Origin of the sequence: Mycobacterium sp. 852002-51152_SCH6134967 (assembly GCF_001667105.1) — a bacterium.
Taxonomy (GTDB): Bacteria; Actinomycetota; Actinomycetes; order Mycobacteriales; family Mycobacteriaceae; genus Mycobacterium; species Mycobacterium neumannii_A.
Genome location: NZ_LZIK01000068.1, coordinates 344804 through 367240, shown reverse-complemented (window position 1 = coordinate 367240; position 22437 = coordinate 344804). Strand labels below are relative to the sequence as shown.

Sequence of the window (22437 nt, the reverse complement as noted above, 5' to 3'; positions counted from 1 at the left end):
CTAGTCCCGAAAGGGGAAAGGGAGTTACGTGCTAGACGTCAACTTCTTCGATGAGCTCCGGATCGGCCTGGCCACCGCTGACGACATCCGTCAGTGGTCCTTCGGCGAGGTCAAGAAGCCCGAGACCATCAACTACCGCACGCTGAAGCCGGAGAAGGACGGCCTGTTCTGCGAGAAGATCTTCGGACCGACTCGCGACTGGGAGTGCTACTGCGGCAAGTACAAGCGGGTCCGCTTCAAGGGCATCATCTGCGAGCGCTGCGGCGTCGAGGTCACTCGCGCCAAGGTGCGTCGTGAGCGGATGGGCCATATCGAGCTCGCCGCACCCGTCACGCACATCTGGTACTTCAAGGGTGTGCCGTCGCGGCTCGGGTACCTGCTGGACCTGGCGCCTAAGGATCTCGAGAAGATCATCTACTTCGCGGCCTATGTGATCACGGCCGTCGACGACGAGATGCGCCACAACGAGCTGTCCACGCTCGAAGCCGAAATGGCCGTGGAGCGCAAGGCCGTTGAGGACCAGCGCGATCTCGATCTGGCCGAGCGGTCCCAGAAGCTCGAGGCCGACCTGGCCGAGCTGGAGAAGGAAGGCGCCAAGAGCGATGTGCGCCGCAAGGTGCGCGACGGTGGCGAGCGCGAGATGCGTCAGATCCGCGACCGGGCCCAGCGCGAGCTGGACCGGCTCGAGGAGATCTGGACCACCTTCACCAAGCTGGCGCCCAAGCAGCTCGTCGTCGACGAGGTGCTCTACCGGGAACTGCAGGACCGTTACGGCGAGTACTTCACCGGTGCGATGGGCGCCGAGGCGATCAAGAAGCTCATCGAGAACTTCGACATCGAGGCCGAGGCCGAGGAGCTGCGCGAGGTCATCCGAAGTGGCAAGGGGCAGAAGAAGCTCCGTGCGCTGAAGCGGCTCAAGGTGGTCGCGGCGTTCCAGCAGTCGAGCAACTCGCCGATGGGCATGGTGCTCGATGCCGTTCCGGTGATTCCGCCGGAGCTGCGCCCGATGGTGCAGCTCGACGGTGGCCGGTTCGCGACGTCGGACCTCAACGACCTGTACCGCCGCGTGATCAACCGCAACAACCGGTTGAAGCGACTGATCGATCTCGGCGCGCCGGAGATCATCGTCAACAACGAGAAGCGCATGCTGCAGGAGTCGGTGGACGCGCTGTTCGACAACGGCCGCCGCGGCCGTCCGGTCACCGGACCGGGCAACCGTCCGCTCAAGTCGCTGTCGGATCTGTTGAAGGGCAAGCAGGGTCGGTTCCGCCAGAACCTGCTCGGTAAGCGCGTCGACTACTCCGGCCGTTCGGTCATCGTGGTCGGCCCGCAGCTCAAGCTGCACCAGTGCGGTCTGCCCAAACTGATGGCTCTGGAGCTGTTCAAGCCGTTCGTGATGAAGCGTCTGGTGGATCTCAACCACGCGCAGAACATCAAGAGCGCCAAGCGCATGGTCGAGCGTCAGCGTCCGCAGGTGTGGGACGTCCTCGAAGAGGTCATCGCCGAGCATCCGGTTCTGCTGAACCGTGCGCCGACGCTGCACCGCCTCGGTATTCAGGCCTTCGAGCCGCAGCTGGTGGAGGGCAAGGCCATTCAGCTGCACCCGTTGGTCTGCGAGGCGTTCAACGCCGACTTCGACGGTGACCAGATGGCCGTGCACCTTCCGCTGTCGGCGGAGGCGCAGGCCGAGGCACGCATCCTGATGCTGTCGTCGAACAACATCCTGTCCCCGGCGTCGGGTCGGCCGTTGGCCATGCCGCGTCTGGACATGGTGACCGGCCTGTACTACCTGACGACGATGATCGAGGGCGACACCGGCGAGTACACGCCTGCCGCCAAGGATCAGCCGGAGACCGGTGTGTACAGCTCGCCCGCCGAGGCCATCATGGCGATGGACCGCGGTGCTCTGTCGGTGCGGGCCAAGATCCGCGTGCGGTTGACGCAGCTGCGTCCGTCCGCCGATCTGGAAGCCGAGCTGTTCCCGGAGGGCTGGAAGCCGGGCGACGCCTGGACCGCGGAAACCACGCTGGGCCGGGTGATGTTCAACGAGCTTCTGCCGCACGGCTATCCGTTCGTCAACGAGCAGATGCACAAGAAGGTCCAGGCGCGGATCGTCAACGATCTCGCCGAGCGCTACCCGATGATCGTGGTCGCGCAGACCGTGGACAAGCTCAAGGACGCCGGCTTCTACTGGGCCACCCGTTCGGGTGTCACCGTGTCGATGGCCGATGTGTTGGTGCCACCGCAGAAGCAGGAGATCCTGGACCGCTACGAGAAGGAAGCCGACCAGATCGAGAAGAAGTACCAGCGCGGTGCTCTCAACCACGACGAGCGCAACGACGCACTGGTCAAGATCTGGCAGGACGCCACCGAAGAGGTCGGCGAGGCGCTGCGGGCGCACTACCCGAAGGACAACCCGATCATCACGATCGTCGACTCGGGTGCGACGGGTAACTTCACGCAGACCAGGACCCTGGCCGGCATGAAGGGTCTGGTGACCAACCCGAAGGGTGAGTTCATCCCGCGTCCGATCAAGTCCTCGTTCCGCGAGGGCCTGACGGTGCTGGAGTACTTCATCAACACCCACGGCGCCCGAAAGGGTCTGGCGGACACCGCTCTTCGTACCGCCGACTCGGGTTACCTGACCCGTCGTCTGGTCGACGTGAGCCAAGACGTCATCGTTCGCGAGACCGACTGCGAGACCGAGCGCGGCATCAACGTCACGCTGGCCGAGCTGCAGGGCTCCGGAAAAGACGCAGCCTTGGTGCGCGATCAGCACATCGAGACGTCGGCCTACGCGCGGACGCTGGCCACCGACGCCGTCGACAAGGACGGCAACGTGGTCGTCGAGCGCGGTCACGACTTGGGCGACCCGGCGATCGAGGCGCTGCTGGCCGCGGGCATCACCGAGGTGAAGGTCCGCTCCGTGCTGACCTGTGCCACGGGCACCGGCGTGTGCGCGATGTGTTACGGCCGCTCGATGGCGACGGGCAAGCTCGTCGACATCGGCGAGGCCGTCGGCATCGTCGCCGCGCAGTCCATCGGTGAGCCCGGCACGCAGCTGACCATGCGCACGTTCCACCAGGGCGGCGTCGGTGAGGACATCACCGGTGGTCTGCCTCGCGTGCAGGAGCTGTTCGAGGCCCGCATCCCGCGGAACAAGGCCCCGATCGCCGACGTCACCGGCCGGGTGCAACTCGAGGAGGGCGAGCGCTTCTACAAGATCACCATCGTTCCCGACGATGGCGGCGAAGAAGTGGTGTACGACAAGCTCTCCCGTCGTCAGCGCCTGAAGGTGTTCAAGCACGACGACGGCACCGAGCGCCTGCTCGCCGACGGCGACCACGTCGAGGTGGGGCAGCAGCTGATGGAAGGTGCTGCCGACCCGCACGAGGTGCTGCGTGTCCAGGGCCCCCGCGAGGTGCAGATCCACCTCGTCAAGGAGGTCCAGGAGGTCTATCGCGCTCAGGGCGTGTCGATCCACGACAAGCACATCGAGGTCATCGTCCGGCAGATGCTGCGTCGCGTCACGATCATCGACTCGGGCAGCACGGAGTTCCTGCCCGGCTCGCTGACCGAACGTGGCGAGTTCGAGACCGAGAACCGTCGGGTGGTCGCCGAGGGCGGCGAGCCCGCGGCCGGTCGTCCAGTGCTGATGGGTATCACGAAGGCGTCGCTGGCCACCGATTCGTGGCTGTCGGCGGCGTCGTTCCAGGAGACCACCCGCGTGCTCACCGATGCGGCGATCAACTGCCGCAGCGACAAGCTGCAGGGTCTGAAGGAGAACGTGATCATCGGCAAGCTGATCCCGGCCGGTACCGGTATCAACCGCTACCGCAACATCCAGGTGCAGCCGACCGAAGAAGCCCGCGCTGCGGCGTACACGATCCCGTCTTACGAGGATCAGTACTACAGCCCGGACTTCGGCCAGGCCACCGGTGCCGCGGTGCCGTTGGACGACTACGGCTACAGCGACTATCGGTAGGAGTTCACGTAAAAGCCTCCGGGTCACGGCCCGGGGGCTTTTTCGTGCCCGGGGTGGCGGGTTACGTGGGGTGCGGGGGACGGCGAGACTCGGGGTGCGGCGAACGTGGGTTACCCGCACGCGGTATACGTGTTTGGCGTGACACGAGCCCACTCTCGACGGTCATGACCTGATGCTGGCGAACTTCGCGTGGTTCCTCGCTGGGCTGAGCGCATTGATCGTCGGCGCCGACGTGATGGTCCGAGGTGGAGCCGGAGTCGCTGTGCGACTGGGGATCAGCCCGATCGTCATCGGGCTGACGGTGGTCTCGGTCGGGACCAGCATGCCGGAATTGGCGGTCGGTGTGGTCGCGGCGGGGGAGGGCAGCGGCGCGCTGGCGGTCGGCAACATCGCCGGCACCAACGTGGTCAACGTGCTGCTCATCCTTGGTCTCAGCGCTGCGCTGGTGCCGCTGACGTTGCAGTCGCGCACCATCCGGTTCGAACTGCCGATCATGGCTGTCGCGGCGCTGCTGCTGTTGGTGCTGGCCGCCGATGGCGTGCTGACCCGGCTCGACGGCGCCATCCTGGTCGTGTGTGCGGTCGTCTACACCGCCGCGGTGATCTGGTCGGCTCGACGCGAATCCCACGCCGTCGCCGTCGAATTCGCGGCCGAGCTGGTTGCCGAGTACGCGACCGACGAGGTCGGCTCGGCGACGACCAAACGGCGGCGGACCTCGACCAGTGTCGCGATGACGCTGGGCGGTATCGCGGTCGTCGTGCTGGGAGCGGATTGGCTTGTCGACGGGGCGGTCGGTATGGCGCGTCAGTTCGGCGTCTCCGACGCGCTGATCGGGCTGACGGTGGTCGCGATCGGCACGTCTGCACCGGAGTTGGTGACCACCATGATCTCGACCATGCGCGGCGACCGGGACATCGCGATCGGCAATCTGATCGGCAGCAGTATCTACAACATTCTGCTGATCCTCGGCGTGACCTGCCTGGTGCCGGCGCACGGGCTGACCCTGCCGTCCAGCCTCGTGACGATCGACCTGCCGATCATGGTGATCGTTGCGCTGGCCTGCATCCCGATTTTCATCACTGGGCGGCGCGTCTCGCGCGCCGAGGGCGTGGCGATGGTCACCGCCTACGTGGGCTACTTGTGCTTCCTGCTGGCCACACAGACGTGACCGCGGTTCAGGCACACTCGGGGCGGGCTCGTCGGCGCCGCGAACGTGGGTTACCCGCACGCTTGGCACGGATTCGCGTGACATAACCCCACAGTCGGCCGGCCGGAAGAGGCTTAGCTTGCTCGTCGTCGCCGGCGTAGCCGCCACGGATACTTCTCGTGCGGCCACATCTTTTCGATCTCGGCGTTGAACTCGGCGCCGAGCAGCACCGCGAAAGCCGTGATGTAGAGCCACAGGACGACGGCGATCGGCACGGCGAGTTGGCTGTATACGGCGTCGTCACGCGCGCTAACCGCCAGGTAGGCGCGCAGCCCCGCCGATGCCACCAGCCACAGGACCATCGCCAGCACCGCCCCGGGAATGTCGCGGCGCCAGGGCAATCGCCACGGCACACCGAGGTGATACAGCGTGACAAGTCCGACGAGGATCAGCAGCGCCACCCCAGGCCAGAACAGCAGATCCAGTGCGCGCAAAGTACTTTCGGTCAACGGCTCTGGCGTCACCCATGCCACGAGGTCAGGCCCGAGGACAAGGGGCGGCAGAATCGCCACTGCGCCGAGGAGCCCGCCTGCGGTCAGCCCCAACGCAAGCAGCCGTCGTCGCCAAGCGGGCCTGGGCTCGACACCGTAGGCGATCGTGATCGTCTCCAGGTACCGATTGACCGCCCGTGAACCCGTCCACAGGCTCAGCACAATTCCGATGGAGATCACGCTTCCGCGCGATTGCATGAGCCCCGCCTCGACCACGCGCCGATATGACTCGAAGGTTCGCTCGGCAAGGAAGGAGCTGGGCACCTCGAGCAGCAGCCGATGTAGTCGCGCGGTGCCTTCAGGGCCGAGCGCTTCGGCGATGAACCCGAGCGAGCCGAGGACAGCAATCAACAGCGACGGCAGCGAGATCAGGGAGAACAGCGCAACCTCGGCGGCCAAGCCCGGTACGCGGTCACGCAGCGTGTCGTTGACGGTGCGGGCGATCAGCCGGCCTGCCTGCCGCACGGGCCGGGGCGCACGCGACAGCGTCGAAATCGCGCGACGTTGCAGGGTTGAACGGGCGGATGCGACCGTATCCGACCACGACGAGAACGGAGACGGGTCGCTTCCAGATCCCACGCTCCGAGCCTATGCGGCGGGAGAGATGGTCCCGGCCAGTCATGTCGGTGGCTCTGCCTAGACTGGCGTCGTGCTCATCGGTTCGCACGTCCACGGTGACGATCCCCTGGCCGCGGCGGAAGCTGACGGCGCCGACGTGGTGCAGTTCTTCCTCGGCAACCCGCAGAGCTGGAAGAAACCCAAACCGCGAGACGACGCCGAGACGCTCAAGGCGTCCAGCACCCCCCTCTACGTCCACGCGCCGTACCTGATCAACGTCGCGTCTGCCAACAACCGGGTGCGTATCCCGTCGCGCAAGATCCTGCAGGACACCTGCGACGCGGCGTCGGAGATCAACGCGACGGCGGTCATCGTGCACGGTGGTCACGCCGACGACAAAGACTGGGAAGCCGGTTTCGAACGCTGGGTCAAGGCGTTGGATTACCTCGAGACCGATGTGCCCGTCTACCTGGAGAACACCGCGGGCGGCGACCACGCGATGGCTCGCCACTTCGACGTCATCGCCCGGTTGTGGGAGCACATCGGCGACAAGGGCATCGGCTTCTGCCTGGACACCTGCCACGCGTGGGCCGCAGGGGAGAAGCTGATCGACGCCGTCGATCGGATCAAAGCCATCACCGGACGCATCGATTTGGTGCACTGCAACGACTCGCGCGATGCGGCCGGGTCGGGCGCCGACCGGCACGCCAACTTCGGCACCGGCCAAATCGATCCGCAGTTGCTGGTCGCGGTGGTGCAGGCCGCGGGCGCACCCGTCATCTGCGAAACCGCAGACGAGGGTCGCAAAGACGACATCGCCTTCCTGCGCGAGCACATCACGACCTGATAACCGAACCGCAGTCGAACGCGCGGCAACTGCGGGGTGAACTAGATTCAACTAAGTGTCTGCGGTCGACGAGTCGTCAGTTGCGTCGCAGCGCGCCCCCGAGACAGCCCAGACGCGGGACCGCCGGCTCAAGTACGTGCGCAGGATCGCCGTCGCGATATGGGCTGCGGTCATCGTGTACCGCACAGTCACCGAGGGTTTCGCCTTCAACCGTGAGCTGGTGCTGCTCTACATCGCCACCGGCCTGCTGGCTGCGAGCATCGGTCAGGTCCGCCGCATGCTCTATGTCATTCGCGACTGGCTTCCGTTCGCGCTGATCCTGCTCGCCTACGACCTGAGCAGGGGCGCCGCGGACATGATCGGGCGACCGACGCTGTGGGATTGGCCCGTCGAGGCCGATCGCTGGCTTTTCTTCGGCACCGTGCCGACGGTGTGGCTTCAGGAGCAGCTCAAGCAGGGACAACCACCGTGGTGGGAAGTCGTCCTGAGCTGCGTTTACATGTCGTTTTTCATCCTGCCGTACGTGGTGGCCGGGGTGCTGTGGCTGCGTGATCGCGCGGAGTGGAAGGCGTTTGTGCGCCTGTTCGTCGGCTTGAACTTCGCGGGGTTGGCCATCTACGCGCTGGTTCCGGCCGCGCCGCCGTGGGCCGCGGCCCGCTGCACCCCTGCCGACGTCGAGGGCGGACCGGCGTACGCGCCCTGCATGTTCCGCGCGGCGCGTGGAGTGCCCGACGGCGGTGTGCTGGGGGCGATGCAGTCCAGTCAGGACGGGGCGAACCCGTGGATCGAGCGGATTGTCGGACGCGGCTGGGGCAACCTGAACATGCATACCGCCAGCGCGCTGCTCGATGCCGGCCAGGCCAGTGTCAACCTGGTGGCGGCGATACCGTCCCTGCACGCCGGCATGACGGCAGCGGTCGCGGCCTTCCTGTGGCATCGCGTGCACGGAGCGTGGCGTTCAGTGCTCGCGGCTTATGTGCTCCTGATGGCTTTCACGCTGGTGTACACCGCCGAGCACTACGTCATCGACATCCTGCTCGGCTGGGCGCTGGCCGCCGCGGTCATCGTCGTCCTCCACCGTTACGGGAAGTGGCGACGAGCGAGGGCGTCGCGCGCTGTGGGGCGCTCCGTCGAGATGGTTCCGTTCTACGAGCGACCGCACGCCCCCGAGCCCTCGGCCGAGCCCGACCCCCCGGTTGCACCGGCGCCCGTTGCCGAACCGGAGCTCGTTGCGAAACCGGAGCCGCGCCGCCGAGACGTCGTCGCCGAACTCGACAGCCGCTGACCGATCCCCACCCGCTATTACGACTATTGTGCAGCTGTTCGCAGAAGTGTAATAGTGGTCTCATGCCAGATACGCATGTCGTCACCAACCAGGTCCCCCCGCTGGAGGACCACAACCCGGCGACCTCGCCCGTTCTCACCGAGGCGCTGATCCGCGAGGGCGGCGAATGGGGCCTCGACGAGGTCACTGAGTTGGGTGCGCTGTCGGGCTCGAGGCAGGCGCAGCGCTGGGGCGAGCTGGCCGACCGCAACCAGCCGATTCTGCGCACTCACGACCGCTACGGCCACCGCGTCGACGAGGTCGAGTACGACCCCGCCTACCACTCGTTGATGACCGTGGCCATCAAGCACGGTCTACACGCCGCACCGTGGGCCGACGACCGGCTCGGCGCCCACGTCGTGCGCGCCGCCAAGACCTCGGTGTGGACGCCCGAACCCGGTCACATCTGCCCGATCTCGATGACCTACGCCGTGGTACCTGCACTGCGCCACAACCCCGAACTGGCGGCGGTGTACGAGCCGCTGCTGGTCAGTCGCGAGTACGACCCCGAGCTCAAGGTGCCCACCACCAAGGCCGGCATCACCGCCGGCATGTCGATGACCGAGAAGCAGGGCGGATCCGATGTGCGGGCCGGCACCACCGAGGCGACCCCCAACGGCGACGGCAGTTACTTGCTGCGCGGGCACAAGTGGTTCACCTCGGCGCCGATGTGCGACATCTTCCTGGTGCTCGCCCAAGCGCCCGGCGGGCTCTCGTGTTTCCTGTTGCCGCGCATCCTGCCCGACGGCAGCCGCAACCGGATGTTCCTGCAACGGCTCAAAGACAAGCTCGGCAACCACGCCAACGCGTCGTCGGAGGTGGAATACGACGGCGCGGTCGCCTGGCTCGTTGGCGAAGAGGGCCGCGGCGTGCCGACCATCATCGAGATGGTCAACCTGACACGTTTGGACTGCACGCTCGGCAGCGCGACAAGCATGCGCAACGGGCTGGCCCGCGCGATCCATCACACTCAGCACCGAAAGGCGTTCGGCGAGTATCTGATTGATCAGCCGCTGATGCGCAATGTGCTGGCCGACCTCGCGGTCGAGGCTGAGGCGGCCACGGTGCTGGCGATGCGCATGGCCGGCGCGACCGATGCCGCGGTGCGCGGCGACACCCGCGAGACCCTGCTGCGGCGCATCGGCCTGGCGGCCGGCAAGTACTGGGTGTGCAAACGCGCCACCCCGCACGCGGCCGAGGCGATGGAGTGCCTGGGCGGCAACGGCTATGTCGAGGAGTCGGGCATGCCGCGGCTGTACCGGGAAGCGCCGCTGATGGGCATCTGGGAGGGGTCTGGCAACGTCAGCGCGCTGGATACGTTGCGCGCCATGGCGACTCGCCCGGAGTGCATCGACGTGCTGTTCGACGAACTCGGTCGGACCGCGGGTGCGGATGCGCGACTCGATGCCCACGTCGAGGCCTTACGGCCGGCCCTGGGTGACCTCGAGACCATTCAGTACCGCGCCCGCAAGGTCGCCGAGGACATCAGCCTCGCGCTGCAGGGTTCGCTGTTGGTGCGCCACGGGCATCCCGCCGTCGCGGAGGCGTTCTTGGCCACCCGGATGGGTGGCGCCTGGGGCGGTGCGTTCGGAACCCTGCCCACCGGACTCGATCTCGCGCCGATCATCGAACGTGCTTTGGTCAAGGGATGACCCACGCGATCAGGCCGGTCGACTTCGACGACCTGAAGACGATGACCTACGAGGTCACGGACCGGGTCGCCCGCATCACGTTCAACCGGCCGGAGAAGGGCAACGCGATCGTCGCGGACACACCGCTGGAGTTGTCCGCGCTCGTGGAACGCGCCGACCTCGACCCAAACGTGCACGTGATTCTGGTTTCCGGTCGGGGCGAAGGGTTCTGCGCCGGATTCGATCTGTCCGCCTACGCCGAGGGATCGTCGTCTGCCGGTGGCGGTAGCCCCTACCGCGACACCGTACTGTCGGGCAGGACGCAGGCCGTCAACCACCTGCCGGATCAGCCGTGGGACCCGATGATCGACTACCAGATGATGAGTAGGTTCGTCCGCGGCTTCTCCAGCCTGATGCACTGTGACAAGCCGACGGTGGTCAAGATCCACGGTTACTGTGTCGCCGGCGGCACCGATATCGCGCTGCACGCCGATCAGGTGATCGCCGCTTCAGACGCCAAGATCGGCTACCCGCCGACCCGCGTGTGGGGTGTGCCCGCGGCCGGGATGTGGGCTCACCGCCTCGGCGATCAGCGCGCCAAACGCCTTCTGCTGACCGGGGATTCGATAACGGGTGCGCAGGCCGCCGAATGGGGGTTGGCGGTCGAGGCGCCGTCGCCCGAGAAGCTGGACGCGCGCACCGAACGGTTGGTGGAGCGGATCGCCCGCGTACCCATCAACCAGCTGATCATGGTCAAGCTGGCGATGAACTCCGCGCTGTATTCGCAGGGGACGGCCAACAGCGCGATGGTCTCCACCGTCTTCGACGGCATCGCCCGCCACACACCAGAAGGGCACGCATTCGTCGCGCAGTCACGCGAACACGGCTTCCGGGAAGCGGTCCGGCAGCGCGACGACCCCTTCGGCGACCACGGCCGCAGGGCTTCGGAAGTCTGATGGCGAAGTCGATCTCGCGGATGACGGCCCGCTCCGTCGTGCTGAGCGTCCTGCTGGGGGCGCACCCGGCATGGGCGACCGCGAGCGAACTGGTCAAGCTCACAGCAGATTTCGGCATCAGGGAGTCGACGGTGCGTGTCGCGTTGACGCGAATGGCCGGCGCAGGCGATCTGGTTCGTTCCGAGGACGGCTACCGGTTGTCCGACCGCTTGCTGGCGCGGCAACGACGCCAGGACGACGCCATCAACCCCCGGGCGCGGCCGTGGCGCGGTGACTGGACCACGGTGGTGATCACCAGCATTGGGTCCGACCCCCGCGCCAGAGCCGGTTTGCGAAGCACCTTGCAGGACGGCCGATTCGCCGAACTGCGCGAGGGGGTGTGGCTGCGACCGGACAACCTGGACACCGCGCTGCCACCCGAGGTGATGCAGCGGGTGCGGCTGTTGGTTTCCCGTGACGCCGAACCCGCCGAGTTGGTATGCCTGCTGTGGGATCTGCCGGCCTGGGCGCGGGAGGGCAAGTCGTTGCTCGACGAGATCGTTTCGGCGCCCGAGGTTCCCGACCGGTTCGTCGCTGCGACCGCAATCGTGCGTCACCTGCTCACCGATCCGGTGTTGCCGGAGGAACTGCTGCCCGACGACTGGCCGGGCGCGGCGCTGCGCCAGGCCTACAACGACTTCGCCGCGGAGTTGTCTGCGCGGCGCGACAACGCTGGATTGTCGCTCACGCGACGCGACCAACTGATGGAGGCGAGATGACGGGCGGAGTGCGGGTCGAGAAGAACGGCGCCGTGACGACGGTGATCATGAATCGACCCGAGGCGCGCAATGCCGTCAACGGCCCGGCCGCCGCCGGGTTGTACGCCGCTTTCGACGAGTTCGACAAGGACGATTCGGCTTCCGTCGCGGTGTTGTGGGGTGACAACGGAACGTTCTGTGCCGGAGCCGATTTGAAGGCATTCGGAACGCCCGATGCCAACCCGGTACACCGCACCGGCCCCGGTCCGATGGGTCCGAGTCGAATGGTGTTGTCCAAACCGGTGATCGCGGCGGTCAGCGGCTACGCTGTTGCCGGCGGTCTGGAGCTGGCGTTGTGGTGCGATATGCGCGTCGTCGAGGAGGACGCGATCATGGGGGTCTTCTGCCGGCGTTGGGGTGTCCCGCTGATCGACGGTGGGACCGTGCGGTTACCGCGGTTGATCGGCCACAGCCGGGCGATGGACCTCATCCTCACCGGCCGCGCCGTCGACGCGGCCGAGGCCTTGGCGATGGGTTTGGCCAACCGAGTGGTGCCCACCGGTGAAGCGCGACAGCGGGCGGAGCAACTCGCAGCGGAACTGGCCCAGCTGCCGCAGCAGTGCATGCGCGCCGATCGTCTGTCGGCTCTGAGCCAGTGGGGCCGCTCGGAGCCCGAGGCGATGGACTTCGAGTTCGGAAGCATGTCGCGCGTCGCCGCCGAATCCCTGGAGGGGGCAGCCCGTTTCGCGGCCGGTGTGGGCAGGCACGGCGCCAACGCCTAGCGCAGCCTGCGGACCGTCGACCCGGCGCGAGCGACCGCAAAGTGCCGCAAACCCGCGGCGTGTCTTGTGCAGACACGGTCTCTCGCGCAGAAGAGAGCGGTTTCAGCCCTTGGTGATCGTGTTGTTGTTGCCGGTGTCGTTGATCTTCGGATCACCGTCTTTGTAGGTCACCGTGTTGTTGAGGCCGACGACGCTGATCTCCTTGTCGACCCGCTCGAAGGTGACTTTGTTGTCGGCGCCGCCGATATTCACGTTCGCGCAGGTGCCCTTCACCGTGAGGGTGTTGTTCGACCCGCCGATGTTGAGCGATTTGCCGTCGGCGCAGTCGATGTCGGCGGTCGTGCCGAATGAGCCGTAGTTGATCGTGTTGCCGACCTCGACCTGGGCGCCGGACGTGCCCGCCGTCGCGGTGGGGGTGTTGGTGTCCGAGCTTTCAGATCCGCAGCCGGTGAACAGAAACGCGGCGGCGGCCGCACCGATGAGGGCGATGGTGGTGGCTCGCATGCTCATGCGGGTACCCGGTTGATGCGGTTGGTCATTCCCAGTTCACGTCCGCGGTCCAAGACGATCGGGTTGCCGTTCTTGTACAACACGGTCTGGTCCCACCCGTAGACCGTGATGTCGTTGATCACGTTGTCGGCGACGACGACATTGCCGTTGCCCTGCATCGTCACCGCCCAGCAGGTGCCCAGCGTGGTGATCTGATTGTTCGCGCCGTTGACGAGCAGCGTGGAGTTGGCGCAGTCGATCGTCTCGACGACACCGATACCGGTGATGGTGGTGTCGGTTCCCTGATGGCGACCGACGACGCTGTTGTCGGCGCACTCGCGGGCCAACGGGTTGCAGACCACCGGTTCCGCCTGCGCCACGGGAGCGGCGAGGATCAGCGGGAACACCACGGCGGATGCCGTCAGTGACCGAGTCACAGCTGTCCACATCATGGAGGAAGCGTACGTCGCGACCGGCGAGATCCACAGACGTTCACCCGAGTCGCTATTAACGGTCGCGCTGGGTAGCGTGAGCGGCGATGCGTTGGCGGTTTTTGATTGCTGTCGCGGCGGTCGTGGTGATGGTGACGGTGGCGGGGTGTGCTGAGACCGTCAACGGAACCGCGCAGCGAGCCACGCCGGCCGTACCGGATCCCGAACGGAACTACGGGTACGTCGACGACCGCTGCGCCCTGCTCGACGACGACACCGTCCAGGAGATCCTGGGCGCCGACAGTGTCGTGCGGCCCTACAGCGGAGCGGTCTGCCAGTACGTGGCGTTCCGCGGCGACGTGACGATCGACGCGACGTTCTCCTGGTTCCAGACCGGAAACCTCGATCGCGAACACGCGTTGGCCACCGAGCGCGGCGCGAAGATCACCGAGACCGTCGTGGAACGCCATCCGGCTTTCGTCGCGCGCCGCGACGTCACAGGCGCGGCGTGCTCGGTCACCGCCGCGGCGGGCAGCGGGGTGCTGAGTTGGTGGGTGCAGTTTCGCGATCAGCGCGCCGGTGATCCGTGCCAGGAAGCCCACGACCTCCTCTCGGCCACCCTGAAGTCGGAGATGTGACCCGTGCCCGCCCGCTGGACTCGCCGACTCGTCGCGCTCGCCGCCTGCGCCGCCGCGCTCACGGCGTGCGGATCGTCCGATGACGCACCGGCCTCTCCGGCGGCCGCGAACCCGGACGGCGGATTCCGCAGCGTGGACTGCAACGGCATCACCGACGCCGACATCGCGGCGGCCGCCGGGACGGACGGGTTCACCAAGACGGTCGTCAGCGACGCGGGCTGCTTCTGGCAGGAGAACACCATGTTCGGCACCGTCGGCGCGGGGATGGGCATTTCGACCTGGTGGTACCGCGGCAGCGATATGGACACCGAGCGGGCGCTGGAACAACAGGCCGGTCGCACCTTGACCGAACTCTCCGTCGACGGCAACAAAGGTTTCAAGGCGTTCGACGGAAATGCGTGCAGCTTCTATGTCGCCAAGGGCGGCGACGTCATCACCTGGTCCATCCAGACCATGAACCCCGCGACGCTGCCCGATCTGTGCTCGATCACCGAACAACTCGCCGAGCTCAGTCAGGAGCGCGTCAACTGACTGCGGGGGAACTAGAGGTGTTAGTTTTCTCCGAGTATCAACTTGGACAGATGAGACGGCAGGGGGCGAAGCGCGCATGGCACAGCCCCCGAGCACGTCCACCAGGAAAGCCCCCCGGCTCAGTCGCGAGACGATCGTCAACGCCGCGCTGACCTTCCTGGATCGCGAAGGCTGGGATGCGCTGACCATCAACGCGCTCGCCACCCAGCTCGGCACCAAGGGCCCATCGCTCTACAACCATGTCAACAGCCTTGAGGACCTGCGCAGAACAGTGCGGATGCGTGTCGTCGGCGACCTCATCGGCATGCTCACCAACGTCGCGGAGGGCCGCACTCGCGACGATGCGGTGACCGCGATGGCCAGTGCTTACCGCAGCTATGCACATCACCATCCGGGACGGTATTCGGCCTTCACCAGGATGCCGCTCGGTGGCGACGACCCGGAGTTCACCGAAGCCACCCGGGCGGCCGCCGCACCCGTCATCGCGGTCCTGGCCTCCTACGGTCTCGAGGGTGAGAACGCGTTCTATGCGGCATTGGAATTCTGGTCGGCGATGCACGGTTTCGTCCTGCTGGAGATGACCGGGGCGATGGACGGTATCGACACCGACGCGGTGTACAGCGATATGGTGATGCGATTGGCCTCCGGGATGGAGCGTCGTTAGCCACATACGCCACAGGCATCCGGAGAACGTCATCTGACCTGCGGTTAGGGCACAATCGACGGGTTTGGAGCGCTGCCCCTGTCCTGGTATTGTGGACGATCGTGCCTGGCAGATAAGGCGCTTCGCGGGGCCGTGTACGAAAAGGACCTGCTAAGCGCGCCTGCACGCCGGGCCAATTCGCATGTCGCCATGCTCCGAGAATTGAGGCAATGCCTTCGAATTGCTTCGGACGGGCGCGTGCGACACACCCGGTCGCGGGGTACGTGCCCGGGGCAAAAGCGCAGTACACAGACTTGACCAGAACTTAAGAAGCAGCAACACAGAAAGCCGGTAGATGCCAACCATCCAGCAGCTGGTCCGCAAGGGTCGCCACGACAAGCCCGCCAAGGCGAAGACTGCGGCCCTCAAGGGCAGCCCGCAGCGCCGCGGAGTGTGCACCCGCGTGTACACGACCACCCCGAAGAAGCCGAACTCGGCGCTTCGGAAGGTCGCGCGCGTCAAGCTGACCAGCGCGGTCGAGGTCACCGCCTACATCCCGGGCGAGGGCCACAACCTGCAGGAGCACTCGATGGTGTTGGTGCGCGGCGGCCGTGTGAAGGACCTGCCCGGTGTGCGCTACAAGATCATTCGCGGCTCTCTGGACACCCAGGGCGTGAAGAACCGCAAGCAGGCGCGCAGCCGCTACGGCGCCAAGAAGGAGAAGAGCTGATGCCGCGCAAGGGACCGGCGCCCAAGCGTCCGTTGGTCAACGACCCGGTGTACGGGTCGCAGCTGGTGACTCAGCTGGTCAACAAGGTTCTGATGGACGGGAAGAAATCGTTGGCCGAGCGCATTGTTTATGGTGCGCTCGAACAGGCCCGCGACAAGACCGGCACCGATCCGGTGGTCACCCTCAAGCGCGCTCTGGACAACGTCAAGCCGGCACTCGAGGTTCGCAGCCGTCGCGTCGGCGGCGCCACCTACCAGGTTCCCGTGGAGGTGCGTCCGGATCGCTCGGTCACGCTGGCACTTCGTTGGCTGGTCAGCTTCTCCAAGGCCCGTCGCGAGAAGACGATGATCGAGCGTCTGGCGAACGAGATCCTCGACGCCAGCAATGGTCTGGGTGCCGCCGTCAAGCGGCGTGAGGACACCCACAAGATGGCCGAGGCAAACCGCGCGTTCGCGCACTACCGCTGGTGATGTGACGCCCCGGAGTCGCGGGCGCGACATGGCACAGAGCGGTGTCGCCGGGGCGAAATGACAACAGCAACTACCAAGCGAAAGAGAAGACTTCTGTGGCACAGAAGGACGTGCTTACCGACCTGAACAAGGTCCGCAACATCGGCATCATGGCGCACATCGATGCCGGTAAGACCACGACGACCGAACGCATCCTGTACTACACCGGTGTCAACTACAAGATCGGTGAGACGCACGACGGCGCTTCGACCACCGACTGGATGGAGCAGGAACAGGAGCGCGGTATCACCATCACCTCCGCGGCTGTCACCTGTTTCTGGAATGACAACCAGATCAACATCATCGACACCCCCGGCCACGTTGACTTCACCGTCGAGGTGGAGCGCAGCCTGCGTGTGCTCGACGGCGCCGTCGCGGTGTTCGACGGTAAAGAGGGCGTGGAGCCGCAGTCCGAGCAGGTGTGGCGCCAGGCCGACAAGTACGACGTGCCGCGCATCTGCTTCGTCAACAAGATGGACAAGCTGGGCGCGGACTTCTACTTCACCGTGCGCACCATCGAGGAGCGCCTCGGCGCCACGCCGCTGGTGATTCAGCTGCCGATCGGCGCGGAGAACGACTTCATCGGCGTGGTCGACCTGGTCGAGATGCGCGCCAAGGTGTGGCGCGGCGAGACCGCCCTCGGGGAGAAGTACGAGGTCGAGGACATCCCCGCCGACTTGGCCGAGAAGGCCGAGGAGTACCGCACCAAGCTGCTCGAGGCCGTCGCCGAGACCGACGAGGACCTGCTGGACAAGTACGTCGGCGGCGAGGAGATCTCGGTCGACGAGATCAAGGCCGCGATCCGCAAGCTGACCGTCAACTCGGAGCTGTACCCGGTGCTGTGCGGCAGCGCGTTCAAGAACAAGGGCGTGCAGCCCATGCTCGACGCGGTCATCGACTACCTGCCGTCGCCCCTGGACGTCGAGTCCGTGCAGGGTCACGTGCCCGGTAAAGAGGACGAGGCCATCAGCCGCAAGCCGTCGACCGACGAGCCGTTCTCGGCGCTCGCGTTCAAGATCGCGGTGCACCCGTTCTTCGGCAAGTTGACCTACGTTCGCGTCTACTCCGGCACCGTCGAGTCCGGTTCGCAGGTCATCAACTCCACCAAGGGCAAGAAGGAGCGGCTGGGCAAGCTGTTCCAGATGCACGCCAACAAGGAGAACCCTGTTGAACGGGCGTCCGCGGGGCACATCTACGCGGTGATCGGTCTCAAGGACACCACCACCGGTGACACGCTGTCGGACGCCAACGAGCAGATCGTGCTCGAGTCGATGACGTTCCCGGACCCGGTCATCGAGGTGGCCATCGAGCCCAAGACCAAGAGCGACCAGGAGAAGCTCGGTACGGCGATCCAGAAGCTGGCCGAAGAGGACCCGACGTTCAAGGTCCACCTGGACCAGGAGACCGGCCAGACCGTGATCGGCGGGATGGGCGAGCTTCACCTCGACATCCTCGTCGACCGGATGAAGCGTGAGTTCAAGGTCGAGGCCAACGTCGGTAAGCCGCAGGTGGCCTACCGCGAGACCATCAAGCGCAAGGTCGAGAAGGTCGAGTTCACCCACAAGAAGCAGACGGGTGGTTCGGGCCAGTTCGCCAAGGTCATCATCGACCTCGAGCCGTTCACCGGCGAGGACGGGGCGACCTACGAGTTCGAGAACAAGGTCACCGGCGGCCGTATCCCTCGCGAGTACATCCCGTCGGTCGACGCCGGCGCCCAGGACGCCATGCAGTACGGCGTGCTGGCCGGCTACCCGCTGGTCAACCTCAAGGTCACGCTGCTCGACGGCGCCTACCACGAGGTGGACTCGTCGGAAATGGCCTTCAAGGTCGCAGGTTCGCAGGTGCTGAAGAAAGCGGCACAGGCTGCGCAGCCGGTGATCCTCGAGCCGATCATGGCGGTCGAAGTGACCACACCCGAGGACTACATGGGTGAAGTGATCGGTGACCTGAACTCCCGCCGTGGTCAGATCCAGGCCATGGAGGAGCGATCGGGTGCCCGCGTCGTCAAGGCGCTGGTACCGCTGTCGGAGATGTTCGGCTACGTCGGCGACCTTCGGTCGAAGACCCAGGGCCGGGCTAACTACTCCATGGTGTTCGACTCGTACGCCGAAGTTCCGGCGGCCGTGTCGAAGGAGATCATCGCGAAGGCGACCGGGCAGTAACCCCGGTTGGTTCGCGGCGAGAAACAACTGCAAAGATCAACACTGCTTTAGACAAGCACTAACAGTCCAGGAGGACCACACAGTGGCGAAGGCGAAGTTCGAGCGGACGAAGCCGCACGTCAACATCGGGACCATCGGTCACGTTGACCACGGCAAGACGACGCTGACCGCAGCAATCACCAAGGTGCTGCACGACAAGTTCCCGGAGTTGAACGAGTCGCGCGCATTCGACCAGATCGACAATGCGCCTGAGGAGCGTCAGCGCGGCATCACGATCAACATCTCCCACGTGGAGTACCAGACCGACAAGCGCCACTACGCGCACGTCGATGCCCCCGGTCACGCCGACTACATCAAGAACATGATCACCGGTGCCGCCCAGATGGACGGCGCGATCCTGGTGGTCGCGGCGACCGACGGCCCGATGCCGCAGACGCGTGAGCACGTGCTGCTCGCCCGTCAGGTCGGCGTGCCTTACATCCTGGTCGCGTTGAACAAGGCCGACGCGGTCGACGACGAGGAGCTCATCGAGCTCGTCGAGATGGAGGTCCGCGAACTGCTGGCCGCCCAGGACTTCGACGAGGAGGCTCCGGTCATCCGCGTGTCGGCGCTCAAGGCGCTCGAGGGCGACGAGAAGTGGGTCAAGTCGGTCGAGGAGCTCATGGAGGCCGTCGACGAGTCGATCCCGGACCCTGTCCGCGAGACCGACAAGCCGTTCCTGATGCCCGTCGAGGACGTCTTCACCATCACCGGCCGCGGCACCGTGGTCACCGGTCGCGTCGAGCGTGGCGTGATCAACGTGAACGAGGAAGTCGAGATCGTCGGCATCCGCCCCGACACCACCAAGACCACGGTCACCGGTGTCGAGATGTTCCGCAAGCTGCTCGACCAGGGCCAGGCCGGCGACAACGTCGGTCTGCTGCTGCGCGGCATCAAGCGTGAGGACGTCGAGCGCGGTCAGGTCGTCGTGAAGCCCGGCACCACCACGCCGCACACCGAGTTCGAGGGCCAGGTCTACATCCTGTCCAAGGACGAGGGCGGCCGGCACACGCCGTTCTTCAACAACTACCGTCCGCAGTTCTACTTCCGCACCACGGACGTGACCGGCGTCGTGACGCTGCCGGAGGGCACCGAGATGGTGATGCCCGGCGACAACACCGACATCTCGGTCAAGCTGATCCAGCCCGTCGCCATGGACGAGGGTCTGCGCTTCGCGATTCGCGAGGGCGGCCGTACCGTCGGTGCCGGCCGGGTCACCAAGATCGTCAAGTGATCTGAAGCCAGTCGCAAAGCGGCGCTCACCTTTCCGGTGGGCGCCGCTTTCGTCTGTGTGCTTCGCGAGACGTACAAGGGGGCTGCGATTCTTCGACGATCGCGACCCTTGTGTACGTCTCGCGAATGTGGGGAGTAACGCACGCGGACGCGGCGACGATGTACTTCGCGTATGCCCTGGTCGGGGCGAAGAAGGGTAAGGGTTCATGTTCGGTCGTCTCACCACGCTCGCCAGCGCCGCCGCGATCGCGGGCGCCGCATTCGCGGGGCTTTCCACGGCTTCGGCTCCGGCCGCGCCCGGCTGCCCCGATGTGCACTGGTTCGGCGCCGCGGGGTCCGGACAGCGTGACGGCGACCTGAGCTCGAACGCCGGAATGGGCGACGACATCTACCAGTCCTACCTCGACGTGCAGCAGCTGGTGACCGCCGACGGGCGGACGATGACGGCCGAGGCCGTCGCGTACCCCGCGATCGCGGTGCCCGATGACGACGGCGGCGTCGGGGAGTGGCTCGGCTTCATGGGCAGCGTCGACACCGGCGCAGCCGCTCTCGAGTCGCAGTACACGGCGTTCACTCAGCGTTGCCCCGAGTCGAAGGTGGTGCTCGCCGGCTATTCGCAGGGCGCGATGGTCGTGCACCGCAATCTGCACACCGCCGGGACGAATCCGAACGTGGTGGCCGCGTTGCTGATCGCCGACGGTGACCGCCTGCCCGCCGACCCGACCATCAACATCGGCTCGGTCACCAGCATCCCCGGCGCCGGCAAGGGAGTCGCGCAGGACTGGCCGATTCTCGCTCACGCGCCCAAGCCGCTCCCGCCGGCCATCGGCGCCCGCACGATCAGCGTGTGTGAGCTCGGCGATGCGGTCTGCGACTATGACCCCGACGCCGAAGAAGTGTCGAAGGTCGCGACGCTGATTCACACCAGCTATACGAAGTCTTCCGGTGGATACCGCTGGACTCAGCCGCTGTATCAACTCATCGGCCCCGGCCCCGTCACACCTGATGCGCCCGAGGCGCTCCCGGTCATCCCGCTGGCCGCGGCGACGCCGATGGCTGCGACGGCGCCGAGCGAGTAACCGCTCGCCGGGCGGTCCACAGCACGACCGCACCGGCAACCAGGAGAAGCGCACCGAGCGCGGCAAGTATCGAGTCGATCGCACGCGCAGCTGGTATTCCGTTGTGCTGCAACATTTCCAGTACGGTCGACGACACTGCGACACCGACTCCGGCCAGCGATACCAGTACCGTCAGTGTGATCCCAGCCGCCTCTCCGGCCCGTTCGGGACGCACCACCGCCTGCGTCGCGACAGTCGTGAACGCATAGACCAGTCCGAGAGTCAGACCGCACGCGCTGAGCGCGAGCAGATAGAGCGCCCACCCGCGGGATCCGGCGAGTGCGCAGAGGCTCAAGGCGGCGACGACCGTCGTCGCACCCATCACCACTACCGGTGCGCGACGGGTGGCGAGCCTGCCGGCCAGCACACCGCCGATGGCCGCGCCCGCCGACGGGCCCAGAAAAACCAGCCCGGCGGTCAACGGGTCCAGTCCACGAACGTCCTGCAGGGACACCGTGGACAAGAAGATGGTCACCGCGTACGCGATGTTGGCGACCGCGCCGGCCAACACCAGAATCGTGAATCTCGCATTGCGGACCAACGACAGATCGACCAGCGGCCACCGCACTCTGTTCTCGACGACGACGAACGCGGCCAGCGCAAGCAGTGATCCGGAGAACGCGATCAGCGCCGTCGCCGAGAGCCACCCCCAGCCGGGCGCGCGATCAAAGGTCAAGGTGAACAATCCGATTCCCGTGCTGATGAGCGCCAGTCCAGCCGCGTCGATGCGCCGTGGCGCCGACTCATCGAAAGACTCGGTGATGACACGGGCCCCGATCGCGAGCGAGACCAGGGTCAGCGGCAGGTTGAGCCAGAAGATCCACCGCCAGCCGATGGTGTCGGTGAACAGCCCGCCGATGAGCGGGCCTGCCGCGTTCCCCAAAGCCGCTATGCCATAGGCCAATCCGATCGCATGGCTGGCCTTGCCGCTCTCGTAGGCGTTGGTCAGCACGCTGACGGAAACCGGGAAGATCAAGGCTGCGCCGATCCCTTGCGCCACCCGGAACACAATCAGCACGCCCACAGACGGTGCCAGCGCACAGGCCACCGAAGCCGCCCCGAACAACGTCACGCCCGTCAACAGCGCCCTTCGTCGGCCGAAGATGTCGCCGATACGGCCCGCGGGCACCATGAATGCGCCCAGGGCGAGCATGTACACGCTGATGATCCACTGCAGGTCCGATGTGCTGGTGCCGAACTCGTCGGCCATCCGGGGAAGGGCGAGATTCATCGCGAAGTAGTCGATCTGCACGCAGAACAGTGCCATCGCGACGGCCGTCAGGGTCCACCGCGACCGGGTCTCTGCTCCCGACGGCATCGCCCGACGATACGGCTCCCAGGCGGTCGATTGGCGTTAATCTGACACGCAGGCCGCGAACGACGGGAGCGTGACAGG

Annotated in this window: 20 protein-coding genes; 16 read left to right on the top strand and 4 right to left on the bottom strand. The window is 66.1% G+C overall.

The window, feature by feature from the left end; genetic code table 11:
- Positions 1 to 28: 28 nt before the first annotated feature.
- Together A5790_RS22915 and A5790_RS22910 are read left to right on the top strand one after the other, a co-directional pair.
- Positions 29 to 3985, top strand: coding sequence for a DNA-directed RNA polymerase subunit beta' (locus tag A5790_RS22915; protein WP_066849585.1), 3957 nt, complete (start codon positions 29 to 31; stop codon positions 3983 to 3985).
- 172 nt (positions 3986 to 4157) lie between these two features.
- Positions 4158 to 5153 (top strand): calcium/sodium antiporter, encoded by a 996-nt coding sequence (locus tag A5790_RS22910; RefSeq protein ID WP_066849582.1) that lies wholly within the window; start codon positions 4158 to 4160, stop codon positions 5151 to 5153.
- 113 nt (positions 5154 to 5266) lie between these two features.
- Here the strand turns inward: A5790_RS22910 and A5790_RS22905 are convergent, their stop codons facing one another.
- Positions 5267 to 6262, bottom strand: a complete 996-nt coding sequence (locus A5790_RS22905) for a YihY/virulence factor BrkB family protein (RefSeq protein WP_066849580.1) — start codon at positions 6260 to 6262, stop codon at positions 5267 to 5269.
- Between the two features lie 70 nt (positions 6263 to 6332).
- Here A5790_RS22905 and A5790_RS22900 point away from each other — a divergent pair, with 70 nt between their 5' ends.
- The 6 genes from A5790_RS22900 to A5790_RS22875 all read left to right on the top strand — a co-directional run bounded on the left by A5790_RS22900 (position 6333) and on the right by A5790_RS22875 (position 12518).
- Positions 6333 to 7088: a deoxyribonuclease IV gene (locus tag A5790_RS22900; RefSeq protein ID WP_066849578.1), complete on the top strand. Its 756-nt coding sequence runs from the start codon at positions 6333 to 6335 to the stop codon at positions 7086 to 7088.
- A gap of 55 nt (positions 7089 to 7143) precedes the next feature.
- Positions 7144 to 8373 carry a phosphatase PAP2 family protein gene (locus tag A5790_RS22895; RefSeq protein WP_066849575.1) on the top strand — a complete coding sequence of 410 codons (1230 nt, stop codon included), beginning with the start codon at positions 7144 to 7146 and terminating at the stop codon, positions 8371 to 8373.
- A 62-nt stretch (positions 8374 to 8435) separates the two neighbouring features.
- Positions 8436 to 10064, top strand: a complete 1629-nt coding sequence (locus A5790_RS22890) for an acyl-CoA dehydrogenase family protein (protein ID WP_066849572.1) — start codon at positions 8436 to 8438, stop codon at positions 10062 to 10064.
- Entirely contained in the window at positions 10061 to 10999 is a 939-nt protein-coding gene (locus A5790_RS22885; protein ID WP_066849568.1) for a crotonase/enoyl-CoA hydratase family protein, read from the top strand. The genes A5790_RS22890 and A5790_RS22885 overlap by 4 nt, the downstream gene beginning before the upstream one ends.
- Positions 10999 to 11757: a PaaX family transcriptional regulator C-terminal domain-containing protein gene (locus A5790_RS22880; RefSeq protein WP_066849565.1), complete on the top strand. Its 759-nt coding sequence runs from the start codon at positions 10999 to 11001 to the stop codon at positions 11755 to 11757. Before A5790_RS22885 ends, A5790_RS22880 begins: the two co-directional genes overlap by 1 nt.
- A complete protein-coding gene (locus tag A5790_RS22875) occupies positions 11754 to 12518 on the top strand; it encodes a crotonase/enoyl-CoA hydratase family protein (protein ID WP_066849562.1) in 765 nt (254 codons plus the stop codon). Before A5790_RS22880 ends, A5790_RS22875 begins: the two co-directional genes overlap by 4 nt.
- A gap of 102 nt (positions 12519 to 12620) precedes the next feature.
- Here the strand turns inward: A5790_RS22875 and A5790_RS22870 are convergent, their stop codons facing one another.
- Positions 12621 to 13022 carry a DUF3060 domain-containing protein gene (locus A5790_RS22870; RefSeq protein ID WP_066849560.1) on the bottom strand — a complete coding sequence of 134 codons (402 nt, stop codon included), beginning with the start codon at positions 13020 to 13022 and terminating at the stop codon, positions 12621 to 12623.
- A 2-nt stretch (positions 13023 to 13024) separates the two neighbouring features.
- On the bottom strand, positions 13025 to 13459 hold the full coding sequence (locus tag A5790_RS22865) for a DUF3060 domain-containing protein (protein WP_066849557.1): 435 nt from the start codon (positions 13457 to 13459) through the stop codon (positions 13025 to 13027).
- An 86-nt stretch (positions 13460 to 13545) separates the two neighbouring features.
- Between A5790_RS22865 and A5790_RS22860 the strand changes: the two genes are divergently transcribed.
- The 8 genes from A5790_RS22860 to A5790_RS22825 all read left to right on the top strand — a co-directional run bounded on the left by A5790_RS22860 (position 13546) and on the right by A5790_RS22825 (position 21002).
- On the top strand, positions 13546 to 14076 hold the full coding sequence (locus A5790_RS22860) for a DUF3558 domain-containing protein (protein ID WP_197696863.1): 531 nt from the start codon (positions 13546 to 13548) through the stop codon (positions 14074 to 14076).
- A gap of 3 nt (positions 14077 to 14079) precedes the next feature.
- Positions 14080 to 14607 carry a DUF3558 family protein gene (locus tag A5790_RS22855; RefSeq protein WP_066849554.1) on the top strand — a complete coding sequence of 176 codons (528 nt, stop codon included), beginning with the start codon at positions 14080 to 14082 and terminating at the stop codon, positions 14605 to 14607.
- Positions 14608 to 14683: 76 nt separating this feature from the next.
- Positions 14684 to 15271: a TetR/AcrR family transcriptional regulator gene (locus tag A5790_RS22850; RefSeq protein ID WP_066849551.1), complete on the top strand. Its 588-nt coding sequence runs from the start codon at positions 14684 to 14686 to the stop codon at positions 15269 to 15271.
- Between the two features lie 334 nt (positions 15272 to 15605).
- Entirely contained in the window at positions 15606 to 15980 is a 375-nt protein-coding gene (gene rpsL, locus A5790_RS22845; protein WP_064345572.1) for a 30S ribosomal protein S12, read from the top strand.
- The gene (gene rpsG / locus A5790_RS22840; RefSeq protein WP_064400139.1) at positions 15980 to 16450 is read left to right on the top strand and encodes a 30S ribosomal protein S7; all 471 of its coding nucleotides are present in this window, start codon (positions 15980 to 15982) and stop codon (positions 16448 to 16450) included. Before rpsL ends, rpsG begins: the two co-directional genes overlap by 1 nt.
- Before the next feature lie 95 nt (positions 16451 to 16545).
- Entirely contained in the window at positions 16546 to 18651 is a 2106-nt protein-coding gene (gene fusA, locus A5790_RS22835) for an elongation factor G (protein WP_082961854.1), read from the top strand.
- Positions 18652 to 18733: 82 nt separating this feature from the next.
- The gene (gene tuf / locus A5790_RS22830; protein ID WP_064400138.1) at positions 18734 to 19924 is read left to right on the top strand and encodes an elongation factor Tu; all 1191 of its coding nucleotides are present in this window, start codon (positions 18734 to 18736) and stop codon (positions 19922 to 19924) included.
- Positions 19925 to 20129: 205 nt separating this feature from the next.
- On the top strand, positions 20130 to 21002 hold the full coding sequence (locus tag A5790_RS22825) for a cutinase family protein (RefSeq protein ID WP_066849544.1): 873 nt from the start codon (positions 20130 to 20132) through the stop codon (positions 21000 to 21002).
- Here A5790_RS22825 and A5790_RS22820 read toward each other — a convergent pair.
- Positions 20950 to 22359 (bottom strand): MFS transporter, encoded by a 1410-nt coding sequence (locus tag A5790_RS22820; RefSeq protein WP_066849542.1) that lies wholly within the window; start codon positions 22357 to 22359, stop codon positions 20950 to 20952. The genes A5790_RS22825 and A5790_RS22820 overlap by 53 nt on opposite strands.
- Positions 22360 to 22437: the final 78 nt, after the last annotated feature.

Coding starts and splice junctions, on each gene's coding strand:
- A5790_RS22825 (WP_066849544.1), top strand. CDS start 20,130: ATGTTCGGTCGTCTCACCACGCTCGCCAGCGCCGCCGCGATCGCGGGC.
- A5790_RS22885 (WP_066849568.1), top strand. CDS start 10,061: ATGACCCACGCGATCAGGCCGGTCGACTTCGACGACCTGAAGACGATG.
- A5790_RS22860 (WP_197696863.1), top strand. CDS start 13,546: ATGCGTTGGCGGTTTTTGATTGCTGTCGCGGCGGTCGTGGTGATGGTG.
- A5790_RS22880 (WP_066849565.1), top strand. CDS start 10,999: ATGGCGAAGTCGATCTCGCGGATGACGGCCCGCTCCGTCGTGCTGAGC.
- A5790_RS22820 (WP_066849542.1), bottom strand. CDS start 22,359: ATGCCGTCGGGAGCAGAGACCCGGTCGCGGTGGACCCTGACGGCCGTC.
- A5790_RS22865 (WP_066849557.1), bottom strand. CDS start 13,459: ATGATGTGGACAGCTGTGACTCGGTCACTGACGGCATCCGCCGTGGTG.
- rpsG (WP_064400139.1), top strand. CDS start 15,980: ATGCCGCGCAAGGGACCGGCGCCCAAGCGTCCGTTGGTCAACGACCCG.
- A5790_RS22875 (WP_066849562.1), top strand. CDS start 11,754: ATGACGGGCGGAGTGCGGGTCGAGAAGAACGGCGCCGTGACGACGGTG.
- A5790_RS22870 (WP_066849560.1), bottom strand. CDS start 13,022: ATGCGAGCCACCACCATCGCCCTCATCGGTGCGGCCGCCGCCGCGTTT.
- A5790_RS22910 (WP_066849582.1), top strand. CDS start 4,158: ATGCTGGCGAACTTCGCGTGGTTCCTCGCTGGGCTGAGCGCATTGATC.
- A5790_RS22850 (WP_066849551.1), top strand. CDS start 14,684: ATGGCACAGCCCCCGAGCACGTCCACCAGGAAAGCCCCCCGGCTCAGT.
- rpsL (WP_064345572.1), top strand. CDS start 15,606: ATGCCAACCATCCAGCAGCTGGTCCGCAAGGGTCGCCACGACAAGCCC.
- A5790_RS22890 (WP_066849572.1), top strand. CDS start 8,436: ATGCCAGATACGCATGTCGTCACCAACCAGGTCCCCCCGCTGGAGGAC.